Below are 23,243 nucleotides of genomic sequence, written 5' to 3'. Positions count from 1 at the left end.
TCCACTGACTCCGGTCTGTCGATGGCGGGGAGAGTCTCCGGGGGGAGACGTCATTACCGGGGGAACACACATGCATATTCAGGACACTCATTGGACATCCGCGTCCGCGCTTCCAACGGGCGGCGCGACCGGGGCGGCGGCGGGGAACGGACGCGCGGGGGACGTATCGCGCACCACGCCGCTGCGGGTGGACGCACAGCGCAATCTGGAGCACGTACTGCGCGCGGCGCGCGAGGTCTTCGGGGAGCTGGGGTACGGCGCTCCCATGGAGGACGTGGCACGGCGCGCGCGGGTCGGTGTGGGCACGGTGTACCGGCGCTTTCCGAGCAAGGACGTCCTGGTCCGGCGTATCGCCGAGGAGGAGACCTCCCGGCTGACCGACCAGGCGCGTTCCGCGCTCGGGCAGGAGGACGAGCCGTGGTCGGCGCTCTCGCGCTTCCTGCGGACGTCGGTGGCCTCGGGCGCCGGGCGGCTGCTGCCGCCGCAGGTGCTGCGGGTGGGTGTCGCAGAGGACGGTTCGGTCCTCGACGGTTCCGCGGTGCTCGACGGGGCCGCGGTGCGTGACGGGGCGCGGGTGCCGCAGCAGCGGTCCCAGCCCGGCGGGCCCGATCTGCGGCTCGTGGAACAGCGGCCGGCTTCCCTCGGGGAGCAGCCGGACGAGGACGATGCCGGGGCTGCGCAGCTGCTTGAGGTCGTGGGGCGGCTGGTGGACCGGGCTCGTGGGGCGGGTGAGTTGCGGGCGGATGTGACGGTGTCGGACGTGCTGCTGGTGATAGCTACGGCGGCGCCTTCGCTGCCGGATGCTGCGCAGCAGGCTGCGGCGTCTGCGCGGCTGTTGGACATCCTGCTGGAGGGGCTTCGGTCTCGTCCTGCGTAGCCGTTTGGCGCGGGTGCCTCCGGCGGGGGTGTGGGGTGCGTCGTCGGGTGTCGGTTCGTGGGGGTTGCTCGCGCCGTTCCCCGCGCCCCTGAGGGGGTGCGGGGTGCGTCGTCAGGTGCCGGTCCTCGCGGGCCTGGGAGTGGGGCGGGGTTTCTTTGGGTGTCAAGCCCCGTTTGGGTGATCCATTCGGATGAGTGGTTGATGCGTTCCTGGGGGTAACGGCAGTGAGTGCCTGTGGCACTCTTTCCCGGTGTTCGGGTCCGAGTGTGCAGGCGGGGGCTTTCCGCGATGAGCGTTGACGAGCAGGACGAGCCACTCGGCAGCGCCGTACCGGAAGCCGTTGTTCCGTCGCAGCGTGAGGGGCGCGGGCAGGATGACGGCGGAGTGCTGCCGCCTCCTGTCGAGGCTGTCGAAGTGCCGCCCTCGGACGCCGAGTTGATCGGGTGGATGCGGTCGGGGGACGACACCGCCTACGAAGAGCTGTACCGGCGGCACGCGGACGCCGTCCGCCGGTACGCGCGTACCTGCTGCCGCGACGCCCACACCGCGGACGACCTCACCGCCGAGGTCTTCGCCCGCATGCTCCAGGCCGTCCGCGGCGGCAGCGGCCCCGAGTACTCCGTACGCGCCTATCTGCTGACGACCGTACGACGTGTCGCGGCGGGCTGGACGAAATCGGCGCGGCGGGAGCACCTGGTCGACGACTTCGCCGTGTTCGCGGCGCAGGCCGCGCGCGGCTCCGAACTGTCGGACGACACCGCCTCCGACGAACTGGGCGCGGACGTACGGGCCATGCACGAGGCCGAGCAGTCCATGGCCATGCAGGCGTTCCGGTCCCTGCCGGAGCGCTGGCAGGCCGTGCTGTGGCACACCGAGGTCGAGGACGAGTCGCCCAGCGAGGTGGCCACCCTCTTCGGGCTGGACGCCAACGGCACGCGCGTACTGGCGAGTCGGGCCCGTGAGGGACTCAAGCAGGCCTATCTGCAGGCCCATGTGAGCGCCACGCTCACCGCGGACGAGGAGTGCGCGCGCTACGCCGACCGGCTCGGCGCGTACGCGCGCGGCGGGCTGCGCACACGCGCCGAGCGCGGGCTGCGCAAACACCTGGAGGAGTGCGCCAAGTGCCGGCTCGCCGCCGGTCAGATCAAGGACGTGGCGAGCGGGATCCCGGCGGTCGTGCCGGTCGCCGTCATCGGCTGGTTCGGTGCCGCCGGATACGCGAAGGCGGCCGCCCTCATCGCCGGCGGGACCGGCGTGGGCGCGGCCGGGGCCGCGGGAGCCGCGTCCGCGGCAGGGGGCGGCTCGGGTGGCGCGGGGGCCGGCGGGGCCGCGGCGGAAGGCCTCGGCACGCCCGCGAAGGCAGGGATCGTCGCAGGAGTCGTCGCGGCGGCCGTCGCCACGGTGGTGTTCGCGCTCGCGGGCGACGACGCGGCGGTGAAGAAGGACGAGGCCGGGCCGCGCCCGCCCGACCCGGTCGTCGAACCGAACGTGCCGTCCCCTTCGCCGTCGCCCTCCCGGCCCTCGAACCCGCCGGAGGCCGAATCCGAACCCGAGCCCGTGGTGGCCGCGGCGGCGCCGAAACCGAAGCCGAAACCGAAGCCGACTTCTACACCGACTCGTACGCCCGCACCCGCGCCCGCACCCACGCCCAAGCCGAAACCGAAGCCGACGCCCACCCCGACACCCACACCTCCACCGGCCCCGCCGGCCCCCCAGGATTTCCAGTGGAACCAGCTGGCGTACGGCATCACCGGGGACGGCACCGAGCCCGAGATGCGGCTCGGTGAGAGCAGCTGGGTCTGGCAGCGGTACGGCATGTCCGTCGGCGGCAAGCGGTACACGAACGGGGTCACCGTGCACGGCGCCTCGTCGGTCACCATCGATCTCAACCGCGCGTGTTCCTCGTACGACGCGATGGTCGGTGTGGACGACCTGACGATGGGACTCGGCCGGGTGCGGTTCTCCGTGTTCGCGGACGGTGTGCGCAGGTGGCAGTCGGGGCCGGTCCGAGGAGGTCAGGCCGCGGTGCCCGTGCACGTCGACCTGACGGGCAGGAAAACGATCCGCCTGGTCGTCGAACCGCACTCCGGCCTCGGCACGGCGGCACTGGCGGACTGGGCCGACTCACGCTTCCGGTGCCGGTGACGCCTCGGTCAGTTCCTCGGCTCCCCTGTCAGTTCCTTCAGGACGCCGTCCCGGGTGAGCGCGGCACCGGCGGCGCGTTCGGTGTCGTAGGCAGGGCGGCCGAGTTCGGCCAGCGCCGTGGCCTCGACGCGTTCGAGCTCCACCCGCTGGGGCTGCGGGCGCGGGTGGCCCTCCCGCCAGCGGGACGCGGCCGCGAGGACGCGGACCACGCGCGCGTGCTCGCCGATGCCGGACAGCACTCCCGCCGCCTGCTCGGCCAGGGCGGCGAGGACCACCTCCGCGCATCTCCCCTCCATGGCCTTCCGCAGGGCGTCGGCCAGCCGGAGCAGGCCCTGGCCGGGACCCGACTCGACCGCGGTGAGAAGGCCGTCGACACCGTTCAGCGCGGCGAGGAACTGGGGCGGCGGGGTGCCCCGGGTCGTCTCCTGGCGGGCCGCCTCGCAGAGTTCGCGCGCCCGGCCGAACTCCCGGTCGTCGACGGCCATCTGCGCCCGTACGAGGAGGACGAACGCGCGTGAGTCGGGCACCGCGTACCGGTCGGCCGCGGCCGTCGCCTCGTCCAGGGCGCTGAGCGCCGCCGCCCGGTCGCCCTCGCGGTAGGCGATCTCACCGAGCCGGGCGATGAGGAACGGCTTCTCCGCGTACGCCCCCACCTCGTGGGCGAGCCGCAGAGCCTCCCGGAACTCGCCCTTCGCCTCCTCGAACCGGCTGCGCGCCATGGCCGCCTCGCCGCCCGCGCCGCACACCTGGGCCCGCATCCAGCGGTCACCGACGCGCAGGGAGACGGTCCGAAGCTCCTCGATGTACGTGTCGACGTACTCCATACCACCGGGCATGTCGACGGCCACGTGCACGGAGAACAGCAGGGCGATGCCGATCTCCCACTCGCCGCCGTGCGCACGGCAGTTGGCGAGCGAGGCCTCCATCGTCTCGCGCACACCGTCGGTGTTGCCGATCAGAAACCCGATCAGCGGCCAGAGGATGCCGGGGAAGCTCGCCGCGTCCGGGCCGCCGCGCGCCAGCGTGCCGCGCAGTCGTGCGACGTACTCCACGGTCCGCTCCCGCGTCAGCGGTACCTTTCCGAGTTCCGAGGCGAGGAAGATCTGCAGCACCCGCAGCTTGATACGGGTTCTGTGCAGGGGGTGGCCGCTCTCGCCCTCGGGGTCGGCGAGGAAGGACCCGACGGGGTCGATCTCGACGCCGAGACCCACTCTCAAGGGGTCCGTCGTGTCGAGACAGATCGCCAGGGGGTCGATCGCGTCCAGCTGCACCCCGGCGAGGCCGGCTGTGTCGAGGCGGCGAGAATCCGTACCCGCCTGATCCGGTGGGGACGGATCCGCCGCCGCGTCGAGCGCCGCTCCCAGGAGCAGGACGCGGTTGGTCCAGGTCGCGCCCTCCCGGCGGAAGTTGCGCAGCCACCAGAACCAGCCCATGGAGAGGACCAGCGCCGCGGCCTCCGGCTCGTCCGCGGCGAGGACGCTGCGGTGCAGGGCCGCGCGGATGTTGTCGAGGTCGTTCTCCAGGCGTTCGATCCAGCGGAGTTGGTCGGCGGACCGCAGGAGGGGGTCCGCCCGCTCGACCAGGGCGCGGGCCCACGCGCGATGCCGGCGCTCGGCGGCGGCACGCAGTTCAGGGGTTTCGGCGACGCGCTCGGCCGCGTACTCGTGGATCGTCTCCAGCAGTCGGTAGCGCATGTCGCCGCCGCCCCGGCTGCTGGGCGTCGCGACGATCAGGGACTTGTCGACGAGCGCTCCGACCAGCTCGGCCACGGGCCCGCTGCACACGGCCTCCGCGGCCTCCAGGTCCCAGCCGCCCGCGAAGACGGACACCTCACGCAGGACGGTCCGCTCGGGCTCGTCGAGCAGGTCCCAGGACCAGTCGACGACCGCGCGCAGGGTCTGCTGGCGGGGCAGGACCGTGCGGCTGCCCGAGGTGAGGAGCCGGAAGCGGTCGTCGAGGCGGTCGGCGATCTGGCGCGGGGCGAGCATCCGCAGCCGGGCGGCGGCCAGTTCGATGGCCAGCGGCAGACCGTCGAGGCGGCGGCAGATCTCGTCCACGGCGTCGTCGTCGCCGACGTCGCCCTGGGGGTGGGCCGCCGCCGCGCGCTCCCTGAAGAGGCGGTGGGCCGGTTCGGGCAGGAGGGGTTCGACCGGGCGCACGGACTCACCGGGGACGCCCAGGGGTTCACGGCTGGTGGCGAGGATCGTGAGTCCCGGGCAGTGGGTCAGGAGCGTCTCGGCCAGCTCGGCCGCCGCGTCGATGACGTGCTCGCAGTTGTCGAGGATCAGGAGTTGGCTGCGCGGGGCGCAGTACTCGACGAGCAGGGCGACCGGGTCGTCCTGCTGGCCCGCCATCTCATGGGTCATCAGCGCGGTCTCCCGCAGGCCGAGGGCGCTGACGACCGCACCGGGCACCGCTTCCGGCCGGTCGAGCGGGGCGAGCTCGGCCAGCCAGGCCCGCGGATGCCCGGAGGCGGCCTCCTCGGCGAGGCGGGTCTTTCCGGAGCCGCCCGGTCCGGTGAGGGTGACGAGACGGGCCCTGCGCAATTCGGAACGAATCGCGGCAAGTTCGGGTTCCCGGCCCACGAAGGAGTTGAGGCGGGGACGGATGTTGCCGGTGGGTTCGCGGTGTTCGGGGGTGAGGGCGGGAGCGGGGGTGGGGGTCGTGTGCGGGGTCAGCAGTTGTGCGTGCAGGGCGCGCAGTTCCGGGCTCGGGTCCGTGCCCAGGCCGTCGGCGAGGGCTCGGCGGGCCCGTTCGTACGCGGCCAGCGCGTCCGCCGGGCGGCCCGTGTCCCGCAGGGCCCGTACGAGGAGGGCGTGCAGCGATTCGTCGTACGGGTGGGTCTCGGTGAGGGCCTGCAGCTCCGGTACGGCCTCGCGGGCGCGGCCGGTGCGCAGGTCCGCCTCCACGCGCGCGCGTGTCGCCTCCTGCCGGAGGGAGTCCGGGCGGGTCGCCGCCGTGGTGCGGTCGGGGAGGTCGGTCAGGGCCGGGCCCCGCCACAGGGCCAGGGCCTCGCGGAGGATCCGGGCGGCGGATTCCGGGTCCTCGTCCAGGCAGGCCCTGCCCTCTGTGACCAGGCGCTCGAAGACGAACAGGTCCACGTCCTCGGGGGTGGCGGTGAGGCGGTAGCCGCCCGGGTCCGAGGTGACGGCGTCCTTGCCGAGGGTTCTGCGGAGGCGGCCCACCAGGGCCTGGAGGGCGGCGGGGGCGTCGGTCGGGGGGCTGTCCGGCCAGACCTCGTCGATGAGGGTTTCCGTCGGGGTCGGGTGGGGGGTTCTGAGGGCCAGGGCCGTGAGGAGGGCGCGTAGGCGGGGGCCGGGGAGGGGGAGGTTGGCGCCCTGGTCGTCCGTGGCCTGGGTGACGCCCAGAATTTTGTACCGCACGGGGGCATTGTCGCGGGTTCGGTGGGGGTGCCCGGGCGTTTTTTCGCCCCCGCCGCCCCTTCCCGTTCCCGTCCACGCATGGGGTTGCGCCCCTCGCCCCCCTGATCGCGCCTCGCGCTCGTCCTCAAGCGCCGGACGGGCTGGAAGGCAGCGGACGGGGTGAGATGCCCAGGGGCGCGGGGAACTGCGCAACCTTTGGGCCCGCCCCCACCGGACCCGCGGACGAACCACCTGCCGGCTACCGCCTAACCCCTGCCCGCCCCGGCGCCCAACGCCCCCCGCTGCGGACGGATCCCCTCCGGGACCGCCCGCTGGCGGGCCGGTGTGCCCGTCCAGCATGTGCCGCGGCGGTCCAGCAGGCGGCGGAGCCACAGTTCCAGGGAGACCAGGTCCGCTAGGCCTTCCAGGGGGAGGGGCTCGCCGTCGGCCGCCGCCCGGAGGGCCTTGCGGACGACGCGGGCCTCGACCAGGCCCGCCTGGGCGAGGAGGGGCGTGTCGAAGAGGTCCACCAGGTCGTCCACGGCGACCCGCAGCCCGGTGCGCGCGGCGGCGTTCGAGGACGCGTGGGAGGGGGCGCCCCAGCCGGACGGCAGGTCCGCCACCCCGGCGCCCTCCAGGACCGTACGGAGGATCGCGGCCCGTGCGCCCGGCTGGACGCGCAGGGCTTCGGGGAGGGCGCGGCAGGCGCGTACGACCTGGTTGTCGAGGAAGGGGGCGTGCAGGCGCTGGAAGCGGACCTCGGCGGCCTGTTCCAGGATGCGCAGGTCCCCGGCGTGCCGGGTGAGCGCGGAACGGGCCCGGAAATCGCCCGGCCGCTGACCGGGACCGATGCCCGCGCGGGTCGTCGCACCCGTCAGGCGAACCGATACTTCAGCGAGGGCCTCACCGGTCAGCCACCGCGCAGCGGGGCCCGGCCTGGCCCAGGTGAGCGCGGCGAGGGACGCCCCCACCGCCCCCGCCGGCTCCTCGAACCGCTTGTGCAGCAGCCGGTCGGCCAGCCCCTCTATGCCCACCAGGTAAGGCGTACGGGAGAGTTTGCGGGCGGCGCCGTACACGCGCGCGGGGACCATGACGGAACCGTCCGCCTTCGTCAGGGCGGCGACCGGACGCACCAGGTGGCGTCGTTTGCGGTCCATGAGCAGGTCGGCGAGGCGGGCCGGGTGGGCGTCCAGGACCTGTCTGGCGCCGTACCCGGTGAAGTGGTCCGCGCTGCCGGAGGCCAGGCGCGCACGATGGCGGGCGGCCGTCACCAGGGACGGGCCCGGCTCGTCGGTGAGCGGGCCCTCCAACTCGGCGTAGGGGAGGACTTCCTCGCCTCCGGCCACCACCACGTGGTGCAGGCGCGGGTTGGCGGCGAGCGTGCCGGCCCGTTCCAGTTCGGCCTCGCGACCCTTGACCACCATGTCGTTGAAGGTGACCGCCAGGAGGCGTTCGCCGGCTCCCGTGCCGTGCCCGAGGACGGTGCCGGGGGCGCCGGGAAGGCCGGCGGCGAGAAGGGCGAGCGTGCCGGAGGCGGGTCCTCCGGAGAGGTCGGCCCCGATGCCCGGCACCGGCATGCCGCGGGCCGCTCGCCGCTCGGCGGGCCCCATTCCGGGGACGGGCCCTGGGTCTATGTCGGCTCCGGGTACGTGTCTGGGGGCGGCGAGCCTGGTGCGTACGGCCTCCACGAGGGCGTCCCGGACGCCGTCGACCGCGCTGTCGGCGTCGGCGGTGGGGGCCGCGACGGCGAGGGAGGCCACCGGCTCGTACCCGGCGATCTCGCGCGCCCCGGCGCGCAGGATCAGCGCGTGCCCCGGCGGAATGCGCCGTACGCCTTCGTAGGGGGTGGAGTCCTGGAGGGCGGCCGGTACGTCGGGAGCCGCGAGCAGGGCCGCCAGATGACCGAAGTCGAGGTTGGCCTCGATGAGGTCGGCGAGGGGCAGGGCGGCGGTCGCGTACGCCGTACCGCTGGCCCAGGGCGTGTAGAACACCGGTCTGACGCCTGCCAGATCGCCGCAGACCATGACACGGCGGCCCACCTGGACGACGGCGGTGTAACTGCCCGACCAGGCCGTCAGATGCCGAAGTGCCCCGCCGCGCGCGGCGAACAGGCCCACGCGCAGTTCCTCGTCGGAGGCGCCGCACGTACCGAGCACCGCCATGCGGTTCTGGTCGTCGGCCTTGACGACCCGCACCTCGTCGGGGCGCCAGTCGCCGACCGCCCAGAGCGGATCGGGGTCGCCCCACAGGAGCTGGGACCCGACCGGATGCACCGTCTCGCCGTCGCCGCCGGTCGCGCCCGCCGACCCGAACTCAGGCGCACGAGCGGCGGTGCTGCTCCATCCCACCAACCATCGCATCGCCGCCTCCACAGGCTGTGGACAACCAGTGCACCGCACGAACCGGTCACCATGCTGCCACGAAGAAAGCGCGCCGGAGAGCCGACGGGGCCGCTCGCGCTCCCCGGAGTGCGCCCCTGGGAGATGCCCCCTCGGCGGTGAACTCACGCGCGGGGAAAGGCGATCGCGAAGAATTGACGTACGGGCTACGACGCGAATGCGCCCCCGAAACACTCCCCAAAAACTTCCAACGCGCCCTCAAGTACCGTGGTAGACGCGGTTTTTGGCCTCGGAGAGCAGGGGCGATATTCAGCCAAATCGGGGATGGACAGACAGGCTTGCACACGCTCCGTACAGGCTGTGCGCAACGCACAGTCCGGGAGGCGGACTCCGCCTCCCGGACCGGTCCGCCGCCCGCGGGGATGTAGGCGGCGGCGTCCCCCAGCCCACTGGATCCAGTACAGCGGGCCGACCCACGCGTCATCCATCGAAGCGCTCCCCTGTTGGCCGGAGAAGAGCGCACGGACGGGCGCACTGCCACACAGCGGGAGCACGACACGACGCTCCGTGCCGACCCGCGGACCACAATCCCGCCATCCGGAACAATGCCCCTTAACGCTTGGGATGCGGCGAACTACCCTGTGTTTGCCTGTGTTTTCGCGGGAGGCATATTCCTGAGGGCTCAGCCACGTGCTTTTGCGGGTGGGGTTCCAGGGGTTGACGGCCCGGGAAGACACAGCACGAATGCCGCGTGGCTGAACCCGCGCGGCAGCCGTCTGTGTCGAGGGGTGGCGCAATGTCCAGGGAGCAACGCGGGCCGAACGAAAAACTCGGCACCGTTCTCGCCCTCGCGGGAATCAGCAACGCAGGACTCGCGCGTCGCGTCAACGATCTTGGCGCTCAACGCGGGTTGACTCTTCGCTACGACAAGACGTCGGTGGCGCGCTGGGTGTCGAAAGGCATGGTGCCGCAAGGTGCCGCGCCGCACCTCATCGCCGCTGCCATCGGCCAGAAACTCGGCCGCCCGGTGCCGCTCCACGAGATCGGCCTGGCGGACGCGGATCCCGCACCGGAGGTCGGCCTCGCCTTCCCCCGCGACGTAGGACAGGCCGTGCGGTCGGCGACGGATCTGTACCGCCTCGACCTCGCCGGACGCCGGGCCGGCTCCGGCGGCATCTGGCAGTCGCTCGCCGGATCGTTCGCGGTGAGCGCGTACGCGACTCCCGCCTCCCGGTGGCTGATAACCCCGGCCGACACCTCGGTGGCACGGGACGCCGGCCCGCTGGAGGGCTCCGCGGCGCCACTGAAAGTCGGCCACAGCGACGTGCTGAAGCTGCGCGAGGCCGCCGAGGACGCCAGGCGCTGGGACTCCAAGTACGGAGGCGGCGACTGGCGTTCGTCCATGGTCCCCGAATGCTTACGGGTCGAGGCGGCACCGCTGCTCCTGGGCTCGTACTCGGACGAGGTCGGCCGCTCCCTCTTCGGGGCGAGCGCCGAACTCACCCGGCTCGCGGGCTGGATGGCCTTCGACACGGGCCAGCAGGAGGCGGCACAGCGCTACTACATCCAGGCCCTGCGCCTGGCCCGCGCGGCGGCTGACGTCCCGCTCGGCGGTTACGTACTGGCCTCCATGTCCCTCCAGGCGACCTACCGCGGCTTCGGCGACGAGGGCGTGGACCTCGCGCAGGCCGCCCTCGAACGCAACCGGGGGCTGGCCACGGCCCGCACGATGAGCTTCTTCCGCCTGGTCGAGGCACGGGCCCACGCACGCGCGGGTGACGCCCACGCGGCCGGCGGCGCCCTGAAGGCGGCCGAGGGCTGGCTGGAGCGCGCCCGCGACGGCGACCAGGATCCGTCCTGGCTCGGCTTCTACTCGTACGACCGTTTCGCGGCGGACGCGGCGGAGTGCTACCGCGACCTGAAGGCTCCGCGCCAGGTCCGCCGCTTCACGGAGCAGGCCCTGTCCAAGCCGACGGAGGAGTTCGTACGCTCGCACGGGCTGCGGCTTGTCGTGTCCGCGGTCGCCGAGCTCGAATCGGGCAATCTGGACGCGGCGTGCGAGCAGGGGGTGCGGGCGGTGGAGGTTGCCGGGCGCATCTCCTCGGCGCGCACCACGGAGTACGTGAAGGATCTTCTCCACCGGCTGGAGCCGTACGGGGACGAGCCGCGGGTCGTCGAGCTGCGCGAGCGGGCTCGGCCGTTGCTGATGGCCCCGGCCTAGGTCGTTTGCAGCTCCCTGCGAGGCTGAGGGGGTTGCGGGGGTGCGGGTCCGCTGTGGCTGGTCGCGCAGTTCCCCGCGCCCCTAAAAGCCGCGTCTGCGGGCGTCTTGTCGCTGCGGGTGCGCTGTGGCCGGTCGCGCAGTTCCCCGCGCCCCTGAAGGGCCGCCCCCGGCCCGAACCGTTACCCGGCACCCGGTCGTGCCCCCTCTCCCTCCCCCCGTGTCTGATCGGGTCGGTGTTTGGTTTGGTTCGGCTGGAATGTTGGTTTGAGGGGGTTGTCAGTGGCGCAGTGCACTATCGGAGGTGGGAGTCGGAGAGGTGGAGGTGGGCGGGCGGATGGTGCGGGAGATCGCTTACGACTGTGACGTGCTGGTGATCGGCGGCGGGATCGTCGGTCTGTCGACGGCGTATGCGATCACGCGTGCCGCACCGGGCACGCGCGTGACCGTGCTGGAGAAGGAGCCCGGCCCGGCCCGGCACCAGACGGGACGCAACAGCGGAGTCATCCACAGCGGGATCTACTACCGCCCGGGTTCCCTCAAGGCACAGTTCGCGGCGCGCGGCGCGGCCGAGATGGTCAAGTTCTGCGCCGAGTACGACATCGCGCACGCGGTGACCGGCAAGCTGATCGTCGCCACCGAGCGGGACGAGCTCCCCCGTCTGCACGCTCTCGTCCAGCGAGGCCGGGAGAACGGCATTCCGGTACGGGAGCTGGGCGCCCCCCAGATCGAGGAGTACGAGCCCGAGGTACGGGGCCTCGCCGCCATCCACGTCTCCACCACCGGGGTGTGCGACTACGCCGCCGTGGCCGGACACCTCGCGAACGCCTCCGGCGCCCTGATCCGGTACGGCACGAAGGCCGCGTACATCGACCGCCGCCCCGACCTCGGTGTGGCCGTCCGCACGGACGACGGCACGGTCGTCCGTGCCCGTGTCCTGGTCAACTGCGCCGGTCTCCACTGCGACGAGATCGCCCGCCTCGCGGGCGACGAACCGAACATGCGGATCGTCCCCTTCCGCGGTGAGTACTACACCCTCGCCCGCCCCGACCTGGTCCGTGGCCTCGTCTACCCCGTCCCCGACCCCGCGTTCCCCTTCCTCGGGGTGCACCTCACCCGCGGCATCGACGGCAGCGTCCACGTCGGCCCGAACGCGGTCCCGGCCCTGGCCCGCGAGGGCTACGACTGGCGAACGGTCCGCCCGCGCGAACTGGGCTCGACCCTCGCCTGGCCCGGTTCCTGGCAGATAGCCCGCCGCCACTGGCGCTACGGCACCGGAGAACTGCACCGCTCGCTGTCCAAGGCCGCCTTCACCCGCGCGGTCCGCCGCCTGCTCCCCGCCATCACCTCGGACGACCTGATCCCGACCCCCGCGGGCGTCCGGGCCCAGGCGGTCCTGCGCGACGGCACCCTGGTCGACGACTTCCTGATCCAGGAGGGCCCCCGCACGGTCCACGTACTCAACGCCCCCTCCCCCGCGGCCACGGCCTCCCTCCCCATCGGCCGGGAGGTGGCCCAGCGAGCCCTCAAGGCCCTGGCAGCCGCCTGACCGGCGACAGCGCACGCGAGGGGCCGTGCCGGTACGTCGCAGTCCGCCGCGTAGCCCTTCCGAACGAGGCCTGCCCTGTCAGCAGAGTTCCGTATGCCCGGGGGCGGCGGACTCGACGTACCGGCACGGCCCCGACCCACGACGGACCGGCCCCGCACCCACCCGCCACGGACCGGCAAGGGACCCGCACCCTCACCCTCACCCGCACCCGACCCGTAAAATCGACCCACTGTGTCTGACTCATCCAGAACCCCCCGCCCCAGAAACGAACCCCGCTTCCCCGACGGCCCCCAGCCCGACCCGGCAGGCTCGCACTTCGAGCGACGGATCCGCAGCTTCCAGCCCCGCCGCAGCCGCGTCACCCAGGGCCAGGCGGACGCGCTGGAGCGTCTCTGGCCCAAGTGGGGCCTGGACATCGACGGGCAGCGCACCCTCGACCTCGCCGAACTCTTCGCGGCCGACCTCCCCGTCGTCCTGGAGATCGGCTTCGGCATGGGCGAGGCGACCGCCCGGATGGCCGCCGCGGCCCCGGACACCGGCATCCTCGCCGTGGACGTCCACACCCCCGGCCAGGGCAACCTGCTGAACCTCGCGGACCGGGCCGGCCTGTCCAACATCCGCGTGGCCAACGGCGACGCGATCATCCTGCTCCGCGAGATGCTGACCCCGGACTCCCTCGCCGGCCTGCGCGTCTACTTCCCGGACCCCTGGCCCAAGAAGCGCCACCACAAGCGGCGCCTGATCCAGCCGGAGTTCCTCACGCTCGCCGCGTCCCGCCTGCGGCCCGGCGCGCTGCTGCACTGCGCGACGGACTGGGAGCCGTACGCCGAAGTCATGCTGGACGTTCTCTCCGCGCACCCGGACTTCGAGAACACCCGGCCCGACAACGGTTACGCGCCGCGTCCCGACTTCCGCCCGCTGACCCGTTTCGAGGCCCAGGGCCTGGACAAGGGCCACGTGGTGAACGATCTCCTGTTCCGCCGCGTACCGCATGGCACGGACAGCAATGGCAGAACGGACAGCGGTACGGACAGCACGGGCGCCTGAGCCCCGCCCCCACCCACCGGGACGGGGCGCTCTCGCGGGCCAAGCCCCTCCCTCGTTAGGGTTTTTGTCATGGCCACCAGCCCCCCACCCCCGACACCCCCCGGCCTGCCCGCCGGAGGCGCCCGTCGGCACGCGCACTGGTGGCAGCGCACGTGGGTGCGTTACGCCGCGCTGACCACCCTGCTCGCCCTGTCCGGCCTGGTCATCCTGGCCCTCGTCCGCAAACAGACCGGCACGGAGGGCTTCCTGGTGGGCCTCGGCCTCGCCATTTTCCCCGTACCCCTGCTCGTCGCGGCGTTCCGATGGCTGGACAGGGTCGATCCGGGCCCCTGGAGAAACCTGCTGTTCTCCTTCGCGTGGGGCGCCTGCGCGGCCGCGCTGATAGCCATCGTCGCCAACAGTTTCGCGACGCAGTGGATAGCGACGGCCACGGCGGACCCGTCCCACGCGGACACCCTCGGCGCGACGGTGATAGCGCCGATCGTCGAGGAGTCGGCGAAGGCGGCGGCGGTCCTGCTCGTCTTCCTGTTCCGCAGACGGGACTTCACGGGGATCGTCGACGGCGTGGTGATAGCGGGCGTCACGGCGACCGGCTTCGCGTTCACCGAGAACATCCTCTATCTGGGCACGGCGTTCGGCACGGACCAGCTCACCGGAGACACGGGCATCTTCTCCGTCACCGCCGCGACCTTCTTCGTACGCGTGATCATGTCGCCCTTCGCGCATCCGCTGTTCACCGTGCTGACGGGCATCGGCTTCGGCATCGCGGCGCTCTCGGCCGACCGCCACCAGGTGCGGCGCGTCCTGCTGCCCCTGACCGGACTGCTGCTCGCGATGGGCATGCACGCGATGTGGAACGGCTCGTCGGCGTTCGGCGAGTACGGCTTCTTCGCGGTGTACGGGGCCTTCATGGTCCCGTCCTTCGGGCTGCTGACCTGGCTGGCCGTCTGGACGCGCCAGCGCGAACTCGGCACGGTCCGCACGGAGCTTCCCTCGTACGCCGTGGCGGGGTGGCTGGCCGCGCCCGAGCCGTTCGTCCTCGGCTCGATGAAGGCGCGGCGGCTGGCGCGGGAGTACGCCACGCATCATGGCGGGCGGGACGCGGGGCGGGCGGTGGCGGAGTACGAGGCGTACGCGACGTCGCTGGCGTTCCTGCGTCACCGGGGGCGCCGTGGCCGGGCGGGGGCGGACTTCGCCGTGCGGGAGCGGGAGTTGCTGCACGAGCTGTGGGCTCGGCGGGAGCCGGCTCGGCCGGCGTTGGCGTATGCGGCGCGGGCGACTGCGCCGGCGCCTGTGCCGTGGCCGGTGGCGGGGTACGGGTATCCGCCCCCTTACCCGGCGTACAACCCGTACCGAACCTGACGCGCCACGGTCCGCTGCGGGCCGTCCGTGGCTGGTCACGCAGTTCCCCGCGCCCCTGAAAGCAAAGACGCGCGCGTCACCCGGACGCGCGCGTCAGCTTTTTCTGGTTCGTGTCAGTGGGAGTGGGGTCGCCCGCCGCCAGGCGGTTTACGGGTTGAGGCCCTTGCCGCGCAGCCATGACATCGGGTCGATCCCGCTGCCGCCGGCCGTGTGGACCTCCAGGTGGAGGTGCGCCCCGGTGACGTTGCCGGTGGCACCCACGCGCCCGATGACATCGCCCGTGCTGACCTTCTGCCCGACACTGACGCCGATCGACGACTGGTGGGCGTACCAGAGCTCCGTACCGTCGTCGAGCGTAAGGACCGTGCGGTAGCCGTACGAGCCGCTCCAGCCGGCCTCGGTGATCGTGCCGCTGTGAACGGCCTTGATCGGGGTACCCGTGGGAGCGGCGAAGTCCAGACCCGTGTGCTGACCGGAGGACCACAGCGAGCCGGACTGCCCGAAGGTGGAGGTGATCGTGTACGAGGAGGTGGGCAGTGTGAACTGCTTGGCCAGCTCGGCGAGGCGCGCGGCCTCGGCCTTCGCCTTGGCCTCCTGCTCCTTCTTCTCCTTCGCGGCGGCGGCCTTGGCCTTCGCCGCGTCCTGCTCCTTGGCCGCGAGCGTGGCGGCCTTCTTCGCGGCGGCGGCCTCCGCGGCGGCCTGGGCCTCGCGGTCGACCTGGTCCTGCTGGAGTTCGGCCTGGAGCATGATGCGCGAGCGCAGGGCCTCGCCGGCGTCGGCGTTGCCCTCCTCGGCGTCGGCCTGGGTGAGTCCCGCGGCGGTGAGCGCCGTGCTGGAACCCTCGGGGGCCTCTTCGTCGGAGATCAGCGAGCCGACGTTCGGCAGGTCGGGGATCGAGATCGACACCGGCGGCTTGCCGGTCTGCGCGGAGGCCATGCCGCCCGCGCCGACGGCGGCGATGACGCCGACGCCCAGAACGGTGGAGCTGCGGGCGAGTCCCCCGCCACGCTGCTTGGCGACGCGGTGCTTGCCGCGGACGGGAACGACGGTGTCGGCGCTGGGATTCCAGGGCTCCCAGGGCTCGTCGTCCCTGCGGGCGCCGAAGGCGAAGGTGTCGGGCTTCTTGTCGCCCGAGGTCTCTCCCGTCACCTCGTCCGGTATGAACGACGGGGTGGGGGCAGGCCTGTTGAACGCCACGTGGGCGCGCTCCTTTCCTTCCTTCTCGCCTACCGGGTTAGCTGACGGGTTCGGAGCAGGAAGGTCTCCTACGCGCGTCAACCGCGGTGTTCACCACCACGAAAGACACGCGATTCACCCCATGTAGGTGGTTCCCCGGTTCCCTTGCGGGATTCGGCGCGTGCGCACGGAGCCGTCTCTTGTGACGGCTGGGACACCGCGCTGCGTTATCGAACGTTAATAGACTCAGGCACCGGATTCCAAGCTGTTCCTGATGATCGTTACGGGTCCTGGCCTGGACTTAAACGCTGGGAGCGGGGTAAATCGGGCGAGTTGATCGCCATTCACAGGGACCACTTTTGTTGATGGTGCGTCAGTTGTTATGCGCAGGGGCGTCGTTCGACTACTGCAGGTGATATAGGTGCGGAGAGGTCCGGGAAGATGCCCCGACGCCCTCACGGCCGCCGGACGGCGAGCAGCGCCATGTCGTCCGTACCGCCGCCCCCGGTGTACCGGAACACCTCGTCCACCAGCTCGGCGAGCAGCGCGTCGGGCCCGGCGAACTCCCGCCCCGACAGCCGTGCCACCGGATCGAAGAACACACCCCGCTCGTCCCGGGCCTCGGACAGCCCGTCCGTGTGGAAGAGCAGCATGGATCCGCCCAGGAAGTCCTCCTCCTGCGCACGGTCGGGCCAGGCGCCCAGGTCGCCCATCCCGAGCGGCAGCGCGGGTTCCGCCGCGGCGAGCGTGCGTACGGTTCCGTCGCCGCGCAGCAGGAGCGGTCCGGGATGACCGCGGTTGACGAGGCGTACGCGCTGGGCGCCGTGCGGGATCTCGGCGAGCACGGCGGTGATGAAGCCCTCGAAGACCTCGACGCTGTCGCGCCGCACGCCCTCGCGCATCAGCGACCGTTCCAGCCGCTGGGCGACCGCCTCCAGGGTGCTCTCCTGTTCGGCGGCCTCCCGGAAGGCCCCGATGACGACGGCCACGGCGGCGACCGCGCCCATGCCTTTCCCTCTCACATCACCCACGACGAGCCGTACGCCGTGCGGGGTGTCCTGCACGGCGTAGAGGTCGCCGCCGATGAGGGCGTCGGTCTGCGCGGCCACGTAACGGACCGCGAGGTCGAGGCCGCCGGTCCGCGCGGCGGGTTCGGGCAGGACGGCTCGCTGGGCGGCCTCGGCGATCTCGTGGGCGGAGGCGAGGCGGGCGTTGCCGAGGCTCACGAGCCGGTTGATGACGACGGCGAGGCAGGCCACGACGGCCACGGTGGCGATCTCGGTGATCCCGCTCGCGTCGACGGCGAACCGCAGGGTGACGAGGACCATGGCCGCCGTCCCCGCGATGCCCGTCCACACGGTGGCGCCGAGCGACAGCAGGGGCGCGGCGACGAGCGAGGCGGCCGAGAGGAAGGGAGCGGCGGTGAAGTACTGCGGGGTGAGGACGTCGTAGGCGACACCCGCGACGATCAGCAGCGCGGGCAGCACGCGGATGACCGCGCGGGTACGGGGATACAGGCCGGACCGCTTGTCCGGCTGCGACCCGGCGGAGCCCGGCGACCGCTGCTCGACCGCTCGACGCCCGATCACGTGTCTCCTGCCCTCGGCCACTCGCTCCGTCCAGAGTTCAGGGACCGGCGGGGCGGGGCGAGCGGACGGGGACCGGGCGGGTGAGCGCCGGCATACGGGACAGCGCCCGGGACAGCATGAGCGATGGGGCGGCATAGGGGGCCGGAAAACACCTGAGGCCGGAATCCATTGGATTCCGGCCTCAGGCCTTCAGTAGCGGGGACAGGATTTGAACCTGCGACCTCTGGGTTATGAGCCCAGCGAGCTACCGAGCTGCTCCACCCCGCGTCGTTGACTCCACTGTACGCCATTCGCGGGACCCGGCGCACACCGGTAGATGTCAGCCCCGGTTCAGGTGCCGGTTGGGCGCCTTGGCCGCGCTCTCGTGCTCCGGGAGTACGACGACGTCGGCGCCCTCCGCCGCGAGCAGGCCGTTCCCGTCGGCGGCGGCCACGAACGTGTCGGGCTCGCGCCACGCGGTGACGACCCGGCGCACCCCCGCGTCGAGGATCAGCCGGGCGCAGGGCGCGGGCCGTGAGGCGCGGCGGGCGCAGGGCTCCAGGCTGCTGTAGACCGTGGCGGCGGGAAGCCGGGGATCGTCCGGCGCGATCTTGGCGAGCGCGGCCTCCTCGGCGTGCGAGACGGGGTCGGACTCGCGGGAGTATCCGCGGGCCAGCTCCGTGCCGTCGGCCGCGACGACGACCGCGCCGACGCTGAAGGCGGTCTCCGAGGGCGGACACTCGGCGGCGAGTTCGCAGGCGAGCGCCAGCCATCGGTGGTCGGCGGCGGAGGGTACGGGTCCGGTGCCGGGCGCGGTGGGCACGTACCGCATGAGCACCACGTCTCCCACGGGCCGGGTCTCGATCAGCCGCAGCCGGTTGCGGGGTCCGCCGGGGTAGTCGCCGTCCCCGAACAGCTTCGGCGCGTGCGGCTGCCCCACGACGAGCGGCGCGAGGGCGAGCTGCAGTTCGTCGGCGAGGCCCTGCTGGAGGAGCTGGGTGTGGACCCGGCCGCCGCCCTCGACCATGAGCCGCCGTACACCGCGGACGTCGTGGAGGTGGGTGAGCACGGCCCGCCAGTCCAGCCCGGCCCCCACGGGGACGACGTCGACGCCGAGCCCGCGCAGGGCCTCCGCGGCCGTCACGGCACCCTCATCCGTCGTGTAGACGACCTTCTCGCCGCCGGTGGACCAGAAGTTGGCGGTGGGATCCAGGTCACCGGTGCCGCTGACGGTGACCTTGAGCGGGTACGCGGACCTCCCCGCAGCCACCCGGGCGGCGCGGCGCTCGGCGGAGTTCACGAGGAGCCGCGGGTTGTCGGCGCGCAGGGTGCCCGCGCCGACCAGGATGGCGTCGGAGCCGGCCCGTACCTCGTCGACCCGGTCGAAGTCGGCGGGGCCGGAGAGCAGCAGCCGTTCGGGCCCGGTGTCGTCCAGGCGGCCGTCGAGGGAGACGGCGGCGGACAACAGGACGTGGGGGTGGGGCATGGACGCGCTCTCTTTCGCGGGGCGGTGAGGCGGGGCGAGACGGGGACCGTACCTGGGCTTCGGCTCGACTTGGTTCAAGTTTGAAACAAACTTACACTGAAGGCATGACGACCCGCTGGCTCACCTCCGAGGAGCAGCGCGCCTGGCGCGCCTACATCGCCGCCTCCCACCTCCTGGAGGACGCGATCGACCGGCAGCTCCAGCAGGAGGCCGGTATGCCGCATGTCTACTACTCCATCCTGGCCAACCTCTCCGAGGCGCCGGACCGCCGGCTGCGCATGACCGATCTCGCCGAGCGGACGAAGATCACGCGCAGTCGGCTGACGTACGCGGTGACCCGTCTGGAGAAGGACGGGGCGGTACGCCGCGAGGGCTGTCCCAGCGACAAGCGCGGCAGCACCGCGGTGCTGACCGACGAGGGGATGACGCTGTTGGAGCGTACGGCCCCCGGCCATGTGGACACGGTCCGCGCGGCCCTCTTCGACCGCATCTCCCCGGAGCAGGTGGGGCAACTGGAGGAGATCTGCGCGAGCGTCGCACGCGGCCTGGAGGGCGACGACGCGCAGGCACCCCCGGACGACGTCCCATGGCGCCGCCGCTCGCCGGGCCCGTGCACGTAACCCCTCCGTGTACGTAGCCCCTGCGCCCGGGGTCTCTTCCCTGCGACATCCGTTGCTTTAACTTTAAAGCATGAGTTAGGGTCTCGATTCGAGGATCTGCTTCAAATCTGAAGCAGATGAGGAACGTGGACCGGAGTCCCCGCATGCCCGACTACCCCGCCGCCACCCAGCGCTCGCGCGTCCGGGTGCCCCTGCGCTTCCACGACGGCTACAGCGTTGACGCCGAACTGGTCACCTTCCACGGCCTGACCGACGGCCAGGAACACGTGGCGATGATCCTCGGCGACCCGGCCGGCGCCACGCCCCTGGTCCGACTGCACTCCGAGTGCCTGACGGGCGACGCCTTCGGCTCCTCGCGCTGCGACTGCGGGCCGCAGCTGCGCGAGGCCGTCGAGCAGATCGCCGAACGCGGCGGCGTCCTCCTCTACCTCCGACAGGAGGGCCGCGGCATAGGCCTCTACAACAAGCTCGACGCGTACGCCCTCCAGGACGAGGGCCTCGACACGTACGCCGCCAACACGGCCCTCGGCCTGCCCGAGGACGCCCGCGACTACACGGCGGCGGCCCAGATGCTGACGGCGCTCGGCATCACGGAGCTGGACCTGCTGTCCAACAACCCCGACAAGGCGGAACAGCTCCGGGCGCTCGGCATCGACGTACGGCACCGCGTCCCGACGGGCGTGTTCACGACGGCCCACAACGTCCTGTACCTGCGGGCGAAGGTCCTCCAGACCCAGCACACGCTCCCGCTGGCGGAGCTGACGGCGGGCTGACGCGGCGGCCGTTCCGCATCGCCCGGAAGCGGTGGCTCCGCGCGACGGCGGGGCAGAACGGTGCCATGGGGGACGACGGGGACACTCAGGCGCAAGCACAACGCATCGCGGAGGACGGCAGACTCTGGCAGCACACGCTGCACGAGAACACGATGCTGTTCCAGCGGGGCAACCTCTTCCTGGTGGGCCAGTCGCTGTTCGCCGTGGCGTACACGACGCTCCTCACCTCGGAGCACCACCTCGTGGCAGCCCGCGTCCTGGCCGCCTTCGGCCTCGTACTGGCCCTCACCTGGCTGTACGTCGGCCACCGGCACCGCCTGTACTACCAGCACGTACAGCGCCGAGCGGTGGAACGCCTGCCGGAGTACGCGGCGACGTGGGCGAGCTGGTCCACCCGCGGCCAGGGCCGGGGCCGAGGCCGCTCGATCATCCTGATCGCCTACTTGCTGCCGGCGCTGGCGGTGGTGATGTGGGGGGCGTTGCTGGTGATCACGTGAACCCGTTGCCCCGCGCTCCCTCGCCACCATGCCCTCATGAGGTGAGCCCCTCACGTGGCCCCGGTAGCCGTACGCTCATACGTCGTAGACGGTGGACCGGTGTCCGACGTGGACCACCCACACCACCAGTTCCCCGTTGTCGAGCGTGTAGACGACTCGGTAGTCCCCGACGCGGAGGCGGCGCCGGTCCGGCTGCGAGACCAACGCGGTGGTGTGGAAGCCGAGCGGGTCCGTCTCCAGCTCCGTCAGTTTGGCAAGGATGCGCAGCGCGGCAGCCCGGGGGATCTTGCGCAGTTCCGACCGCGCCTCCGGCCGGAAGACGGTGCGGTACGCAGGCGCGCCGGGCTCATTCACCACGTGCCAGCGTTTCCCTCATGACGTCCTCGATCGGGACGCCGTCCGCCGTGCTCGCCATGCGCTCGTCGATGATCCGGTTGATCTCGCGCTCTTCCCACTCCTGGTACCTGCGCAGGACCTCGATCGAGACGACGGCCGCCACTTCCTTGCCCCGCCGGGTGATGACCGTGGGGGTGTCGTCCCGGTCGGCCCGCTCGACCACCTCGGCCAGGTGGGCGCGCACGTCGCGGATGGACTCTATGGGCATCTGGGTCATGCGCCCAAGAGTACCGAGTGCACCATGTGTACACAATGCACTCACCGGGCCGGGCCTCCGGAGCGCCTACTCGGCGCCGGTCAGACGCATCCCCCGGGACTCGGCGACGCGCAGGACGTCGGTCAGGCACTCGGCGAGCCGCCGTCCGGCGAAGCGCAGCTCCGCGGGCGGTGACGCCGGGTCGTCCAGCAGCGGGCGGGCGAGGTCGAGCACGTCGGCGCCCGTGGCTAGCAGGACGGTCTCCAGGTCGTCGGCGAGCCGGGACAGATACCCGCCGCCGCTGTCGTCCGTGACCAGATAACAGGGCTTCCCGTCGAGGGACTGCCAGGGCAGCAGACGGGCTGCGGGCTGGACGGGACGCTCCATCAGGCGGCCACCTCCGGCGCACCGATCAGATGCGAGTCGAGATCGATCCCGAGGTCGGCGGCGAGCACGAGGGCGAGCCGGCGGCGCTGTTGCAGAACGGCCACCTGATCGTGGGCGCCGCCGCCGTACGGAGCGGGGTGCCGCACGGCGGTGATGTGAAGGCAGAGACGGGCGCGATGACGAGTACGCCGCCGAGTGCCGGTCCCCGGACAGAAGAGAAGCCGCAACCAATGGAGGGCGCGGCGGATAGGGTCGAGCATGTTGACGCTCCTGTTTCAGCGTTGACCACGCCCCGGGAGGTCTTGCCACCTCGCCGGGGTCTTCTACGTCCACTTTGCCTTAGGTTGCGATAGGTAGCAACCGGAAGCATCAGGTTGCATACGGACGTTGCCACATGTGGTGCGTTGCTAGGAGTCGCCTTAGCGTGCGGCCATGGCTAACGACCGGTGGACACCTGACCTGACGAGTCACGTCTACGTGTATCTCCAAGTCGTGCACCACATCGCCGAGCAGATCCGCACAGGACGCCTGGCCGCCGGCGCACGGCTTCCGGCTGAGCGCGATCTCGCCGAGCAGTACGGCGTGGCCGTCAACACTGTCCGCCGGGCCGTGCGCGAACTCCGCGATCAGGGCCTGGTGCTCACGGTCCCCATCAAGGGCACTTTTGTGCGACCCGAGCGGCCCTCCGGGGTCGAGCCCGAAGAGGCTGAGCCGGACAGCTGAGCGGGACACATCGCGGGCCGGGCATCCGCGCACGCAACACGTGCTGCCCGCCGTCGCAACCTGGGACCATCGAGCGCATGGGCAAGCATGGGCTCGACTCCCACACATCGCCAGAACCCGCTCTGGACCCGTTGAGCGCGACACCGCTGTACGTACAACTGGCCGATGCCATCGCGAGAAAGATCGCGTCCGGCGAGCTGGCGCCCGACCGGCCCATCCCCTCGGAGAACCATCTCGCCGACGAGTACGGCGTGGCCCGGCTCACCGCTCGGCGGGCCGCTCAGGAACTGCGTGAGCGCGGGCTCATCGTCACCGTGCGCGGCAAGGGATCCTTCGTCGTGGAACGGCCACCCGGCAACGAGGGCGAACCCCGTCAGGCATGACGAACAAAACGAGCCCCCAGCTCAAGTGCCTCTGAGCTGGGGGCTTTCGTGTAGACCCTGTGGGACTCGAACCCACAACCAATGGATTAAAAGTCCACTGCTCTGCCAATTGAGCTAAGGGTCCGTGCGCCGGGCAACG

The 23,243-nt window shown here is 72.0% G+C and carries 20 protein-coding genes, 2 tRNA genes and 1 riboswitch; of the genes, 11 read left to right on the top strand and 11 right to left on the bottom strand.

Going from position 1 to position 23,243, the window contains the following annotated elements:
* The first annotated feature begins 70 nt into the window (after nucleotides 1-70).
* Both C6Y14_RS33320 and C6Y14_RS33315 read left to right on the top strand, forming a co-directional pair.
* Nucleotides 71-877, top strand: coding sequence for a TetR/AcrR family transcriptional regulator (locus C6Y14_RS33320; RefSeq protein WP_107020592.1), 807 nt, complete (start codon nucleotides 71-73; stop codon nucleotides 875-877).
* 288 nt (nucleotides 878-1,165) lie between these two features.
* Nucleotides 1,166-3,022 carry a sigma-70 family RNA polymerase sigma factor gene (locus tag C6Y14_RS33315; protein WP_107020591.1) on the top strand — a complete coding sequence of 619 codons (1,857 nt, stop codon included), beginning with the start codon at nucleotides 1,166-1,168 and terminating at the stop codon, nucleotides 3,020-3,022.
* 8 nt (nucleotides 3,023-3,030) lie between these two features.
* On the opposite strand, the gene C6Y14_RS33310 is transcribed toward C6Y14_RS33315, so the two are convergent.
* Both C6Y14_RS33310 and C6Y14_RS33305 read right to left on the bottom strand, forming a co-directional pair.
* Complete coding sequence (locus C6Y14_RS33310) at nucleotides 3,031-6,405, bottom strand: BTAD domain-containing putative transcriptional regulator (RefSeq protein ID WP_107020590.1); 3,375 nt, start codon at nucleotides 6,403-6,405, stop codon at nucleotides 3,031-3,033.
* Nucleotides 6,406-6,650: 245 nt separating this feature from the next.
* Entirely contained in the window at nucleotides 6,651-8,744 is a 2,094-nt protein-coding gene (locus C6Y14_RS33305) for an asparagine synthase-related protein (RefSeq protein ID WP_107020589.1), read from the bottom strand.
* Between the two features lie 775 nt (nucleotides 8,745-9,519).
* Here C6Y14_RS33305 and C6Y14_RS33300 point away from each other — a divergent pair.
* The 4 genes from C6Y14_RS33300 to C6Y14_RS33285 all read left to right on the top strand — a co-directional run bounded on the left by C6Y14_RS33300 (nucleotide 9,520) and on the right by C6Y14_RS33285 (nucleotide 14,899).
* Nucleotides 9,520-10,944, top strand: coding sequence for an MFS transporter (locus C6Y14_RS33300; RefSeq protein ID WP_107020588.1), 1,425 nt, complete (start codon nucleotides 9,520-9,522; stop codon nucleotides 10,942-10,944).
* A 334-nt stretch (nucleotides 10,945-11,278) separates the two neighbouring features.
* Nucleotides 11,279-12,490 carry an L-2-hydroxyglutarate oxidase gene (lhgO, locus tag C6Y14_RS33295; protein WP_107020587.1) on the top strand — a complete coding sequence of 404 codons (1,212 nt, stop codon included), beginning with the start codon at nucleotides 11,279-11,281 and terminating at the stop codon, nucleotides 12,488-12,490.
* Nucleotides 12,491-12,721: 231 nt separating this feature from the next.
* Nucleotides 12,722-13,537: a tRNA (guanosine(46)-N7)-methyltransferase TrmB gene (gene trmB / locus C6Y14_RS33290; RefSeq protein WP_107020586.1), complete on the top strand. Its 816-nt coding sequence runs from the start codon at nucleotides 12,722-12,724 to the stop codon at nucleotides 13,535-13,537.
* Between the two features lie 69 nt (nucleotides 13,538-13,606).
* Entirely contained in the window at nucleotides 13,607-14,899 is a 1,293-nt protein-coding gene (locus tag C6Y14_RS33285; RefSeq protein ID WP_107020585.1) for a PrsW family intramembrane metalloprotease, read from the top strand.
* Nucleotides 14,900-15,046: 147 nt separating this feature from the next.
* Here the strand turns inward: C6Y14_RS33285 and C6Y14_RS33280 are convergent, their stop codons facing one another.
* The 4 genes from C6Y14_RS33280 to C6Y14_RS33265 all read right to left on the bottom strand — a co-directional run bounded on the left by C6Y14_RS33280 (nucleotide 15,047) and on the right by C6Y14_RS33265 (nucleotide 19,129).
* Nucleotides 15,047-16,096, bottom strand: a complete 1,050-nt coding sequence (locus tag C6Y14_RS33280) for a M23 family metallopeptidase (RefSeq protein WP_107020584.1) — start codon at nucleotides 16,094-16,096, stop codon at nucleotides 15,047-15,049.
* An 11-nt stretch (nucleotides 16,097-16,107) separates the two neighbouring features.
* A riboswitch (cyclic di-AMP (ydaO/yuaA leader) is annotated at nucleotides 16,108-16,265 on the bottom strand.
* Nucleotides 16,266-16,530: 265 nt separating this feature from the next.
* Nucleotides 16,531-17,664: a PP2C family protein-serine/threonine phosphatase gene (locus tag C6Y14_RS33275; RefSeq protein ID WP_404828859.1), complete on the bottom strand. Its 1,134-nt coding sequence runs from the start codon at nucleotides 17,662-17,664 to the stop codon at nucleotides 16,531-16,533.
* Between the two features lie 193 nt (nucleotides 17,665-17,857).
* A tRNA-Met gene (locus C6Y14_RS33270) sits at nucleotides 17,858-17,931 on the bottom strand.
* Between the two features lie 52 nt (nucleotides 17,932-17,983).
* Nucleotides 17,984-19,129: a dihydrofolate reductase family protein gene (locus C6Y14_RS33265; protein WP_107020582.1), complete on the bottom strand. Its 1,146-nt coding sequence runs from the start codon at nucleotides 19,127-19,129 to the stop codon at nucleotides 17,984-17,986.
* A gap of 104 nt (nucleotides 19,130-19,233) precedes the next feature.
* On the opposite strand from C6Y14_RS33265, the gene C6Y14_RS33260 reads away from it, so the two are divergent.
* From C6Y14_RS33260 to C6Y14_RS33250, 3 genes are all read left to right on the top strand, one after another.
* Complete coding sequence (locus C6Y14_RS33260; protein WP_107020581.1) at nucleotides 19,234-19,749, top strand: MarR family winged helix-turn-helix transcriptional regulator; 516 nt, start codon at nucleotides 19,234-19,236, stop codon at nucleotides 19,747-19,749.
* Nucleotides 19,750-19,892: 143 nt separating this feature from the next.
* Complete coding sequence (locus tag C6Y14_RS33255) at nucleotides 19,893-20,522, top strand: GTP cyclohydrolase II (RefSeq protein WP_107020580.1); 630 nt, start codon at nucleotides 19,893-19,895, stop codon at nucleotides 20,520-20,522.
* A 65-nt stretch (nucleotides 20,523-20,587) separates the two neighbouring features.
* Entirely contained in the window at nucleotides 20,588-21,019 is a 432-nt protein-coding gene (locus C6Y14_RS33250) for a RipA family octameric membrane protein (protein ID WP_107020579.1), read from the top strand.
* Nucleotides 21,020-21,094: 75 nt separating this feature from the next.
* On the opposite strand, the gene C6Y14_RS33245 is transcribed toward C6Y14_RS33250, so the two are convergent.
* The 4 genes from C6Y14_RS33245 to C6Y14_RS45280 all read right to left on the bottom strand — a co-directional run bounded on the left by C6Y14_RS33245 (nucleotide 21,095) and on the right by C6Y14_RS45280 (nucleotide 22,144).
* Entirely contained in the window at nucleotides 21,095-21,373 is a 279-nt protein-coding gene (locus C6Y14_RS33245) for a type II toxin-antitoxin system RelE family toxin (RefSeq protein ID WP_107020578.1), read from the bottom strand.
* Complete coding sequence (locus C6Y14_RS33240) at nucleotides 21,366-21,632, bottom strand: type II toxin-antitoxin system Phd/YefM family antitoxin (protein WP_107020577.1); 267 nt, start codon at nucleotides 21,630-21,632, stop codon at nucleotides 21,366-21,368. The genes C6Y14_RS33245 and C6Y14_RS33240 overlap by 8 nt, the downstream gene beginning before the upstream one ends.
* A gap of 66 nt (nucleotides 21,633-21,698) precedes the next feature.
* Nucleotides 21,699-21,998 (bottom strand): hypothetical protein, encoded by a 300-nt coding sequence (locus tag C6Y14_RS33235; RefSeq protein WP_107020576.1) that lies wholly within the window; start codon nucleotides 21,996-21,998, stop codon nucleotides 21,699-21,701.
* Nucleotides 21,998-22,144, bottom strand: a complete 147-nt coding sequence (locus C6Y14_RS45280) for a hypothetical protein (RefSeq protein ID WP_225891393.1) — start codon at nucleotides 22,142-22,144, stop codon at nucleotides 21,998-22,000. The genes C6Y14_RS33235 and C6Y14_RS45280 overlap by 1 nt, the downstream gene beginning before the upstream one ends.
* A gap of 286 nt (nucleotides 22,145-22,430) precedes the next feature.
* Here C6Y14_RS45280 and C6Y14_RS33225 point away from each other — a divergent pair, with 286 nt between their 5' ends.
* Both C6Y14_RS33225 and C6Y14_RS33220 read left to right on the top strand, forming a co-directional pair.
* On the top strand, nucleotides 22,431-22,721 hold the full coding sequence (locus C6Y14_RS33225) for a GntR family transcriptional regulator (protein WP_199854949.1): 291 nt from the start codon (nucleotides 22,431-22,433) through the stop codon (nucleotides 22,719-22,721).
* Nucleotides 22,722-22,798: 77 nt separating this feature from the next.
* Nucleotides 22,799-23,104 carry a GntR family transcriptional regulator gene (locus tag C6Y14_RS33220; RefSeq protein WP_225891392.1) on the top strand — a complete coding sequence of 102 codons (306 nt, stop codon included), beginning with the start codon at nucleotides 22,799-22,801 and terminating at the stop codon, nucleotides 23,102-23,104.
* A 51-nt stretch (nucleotides 23,105-23,155) separates the two neighbouring features.
* Here the strand turns inward: C6Y14_RS33220 and C6Y14_RS33215 are convergent.
* A tRNA-Lys gene (locus C6Y14_RS33215) sits at nucleotides 23,156-23,228 on the bottom strand.
* Nucleotides 23,229-23,243 lie beyond the last annotated feature (15 nt).

Source organism: Streptomyces dioscori (assembly GCF_003024195.1).
In the GTDB taxonomy this organism is placed as follows: Bacteria; Actinomycetota; Actinomycetes; order Streptomycetales; family Streptomycetaceae; genus Streptomyces; species Streptomyces dioscori.
Note: the sequence above shows the minus strand (reverse complement) of the source record. Positions and strands in the feature narration are given on the sequence as shown.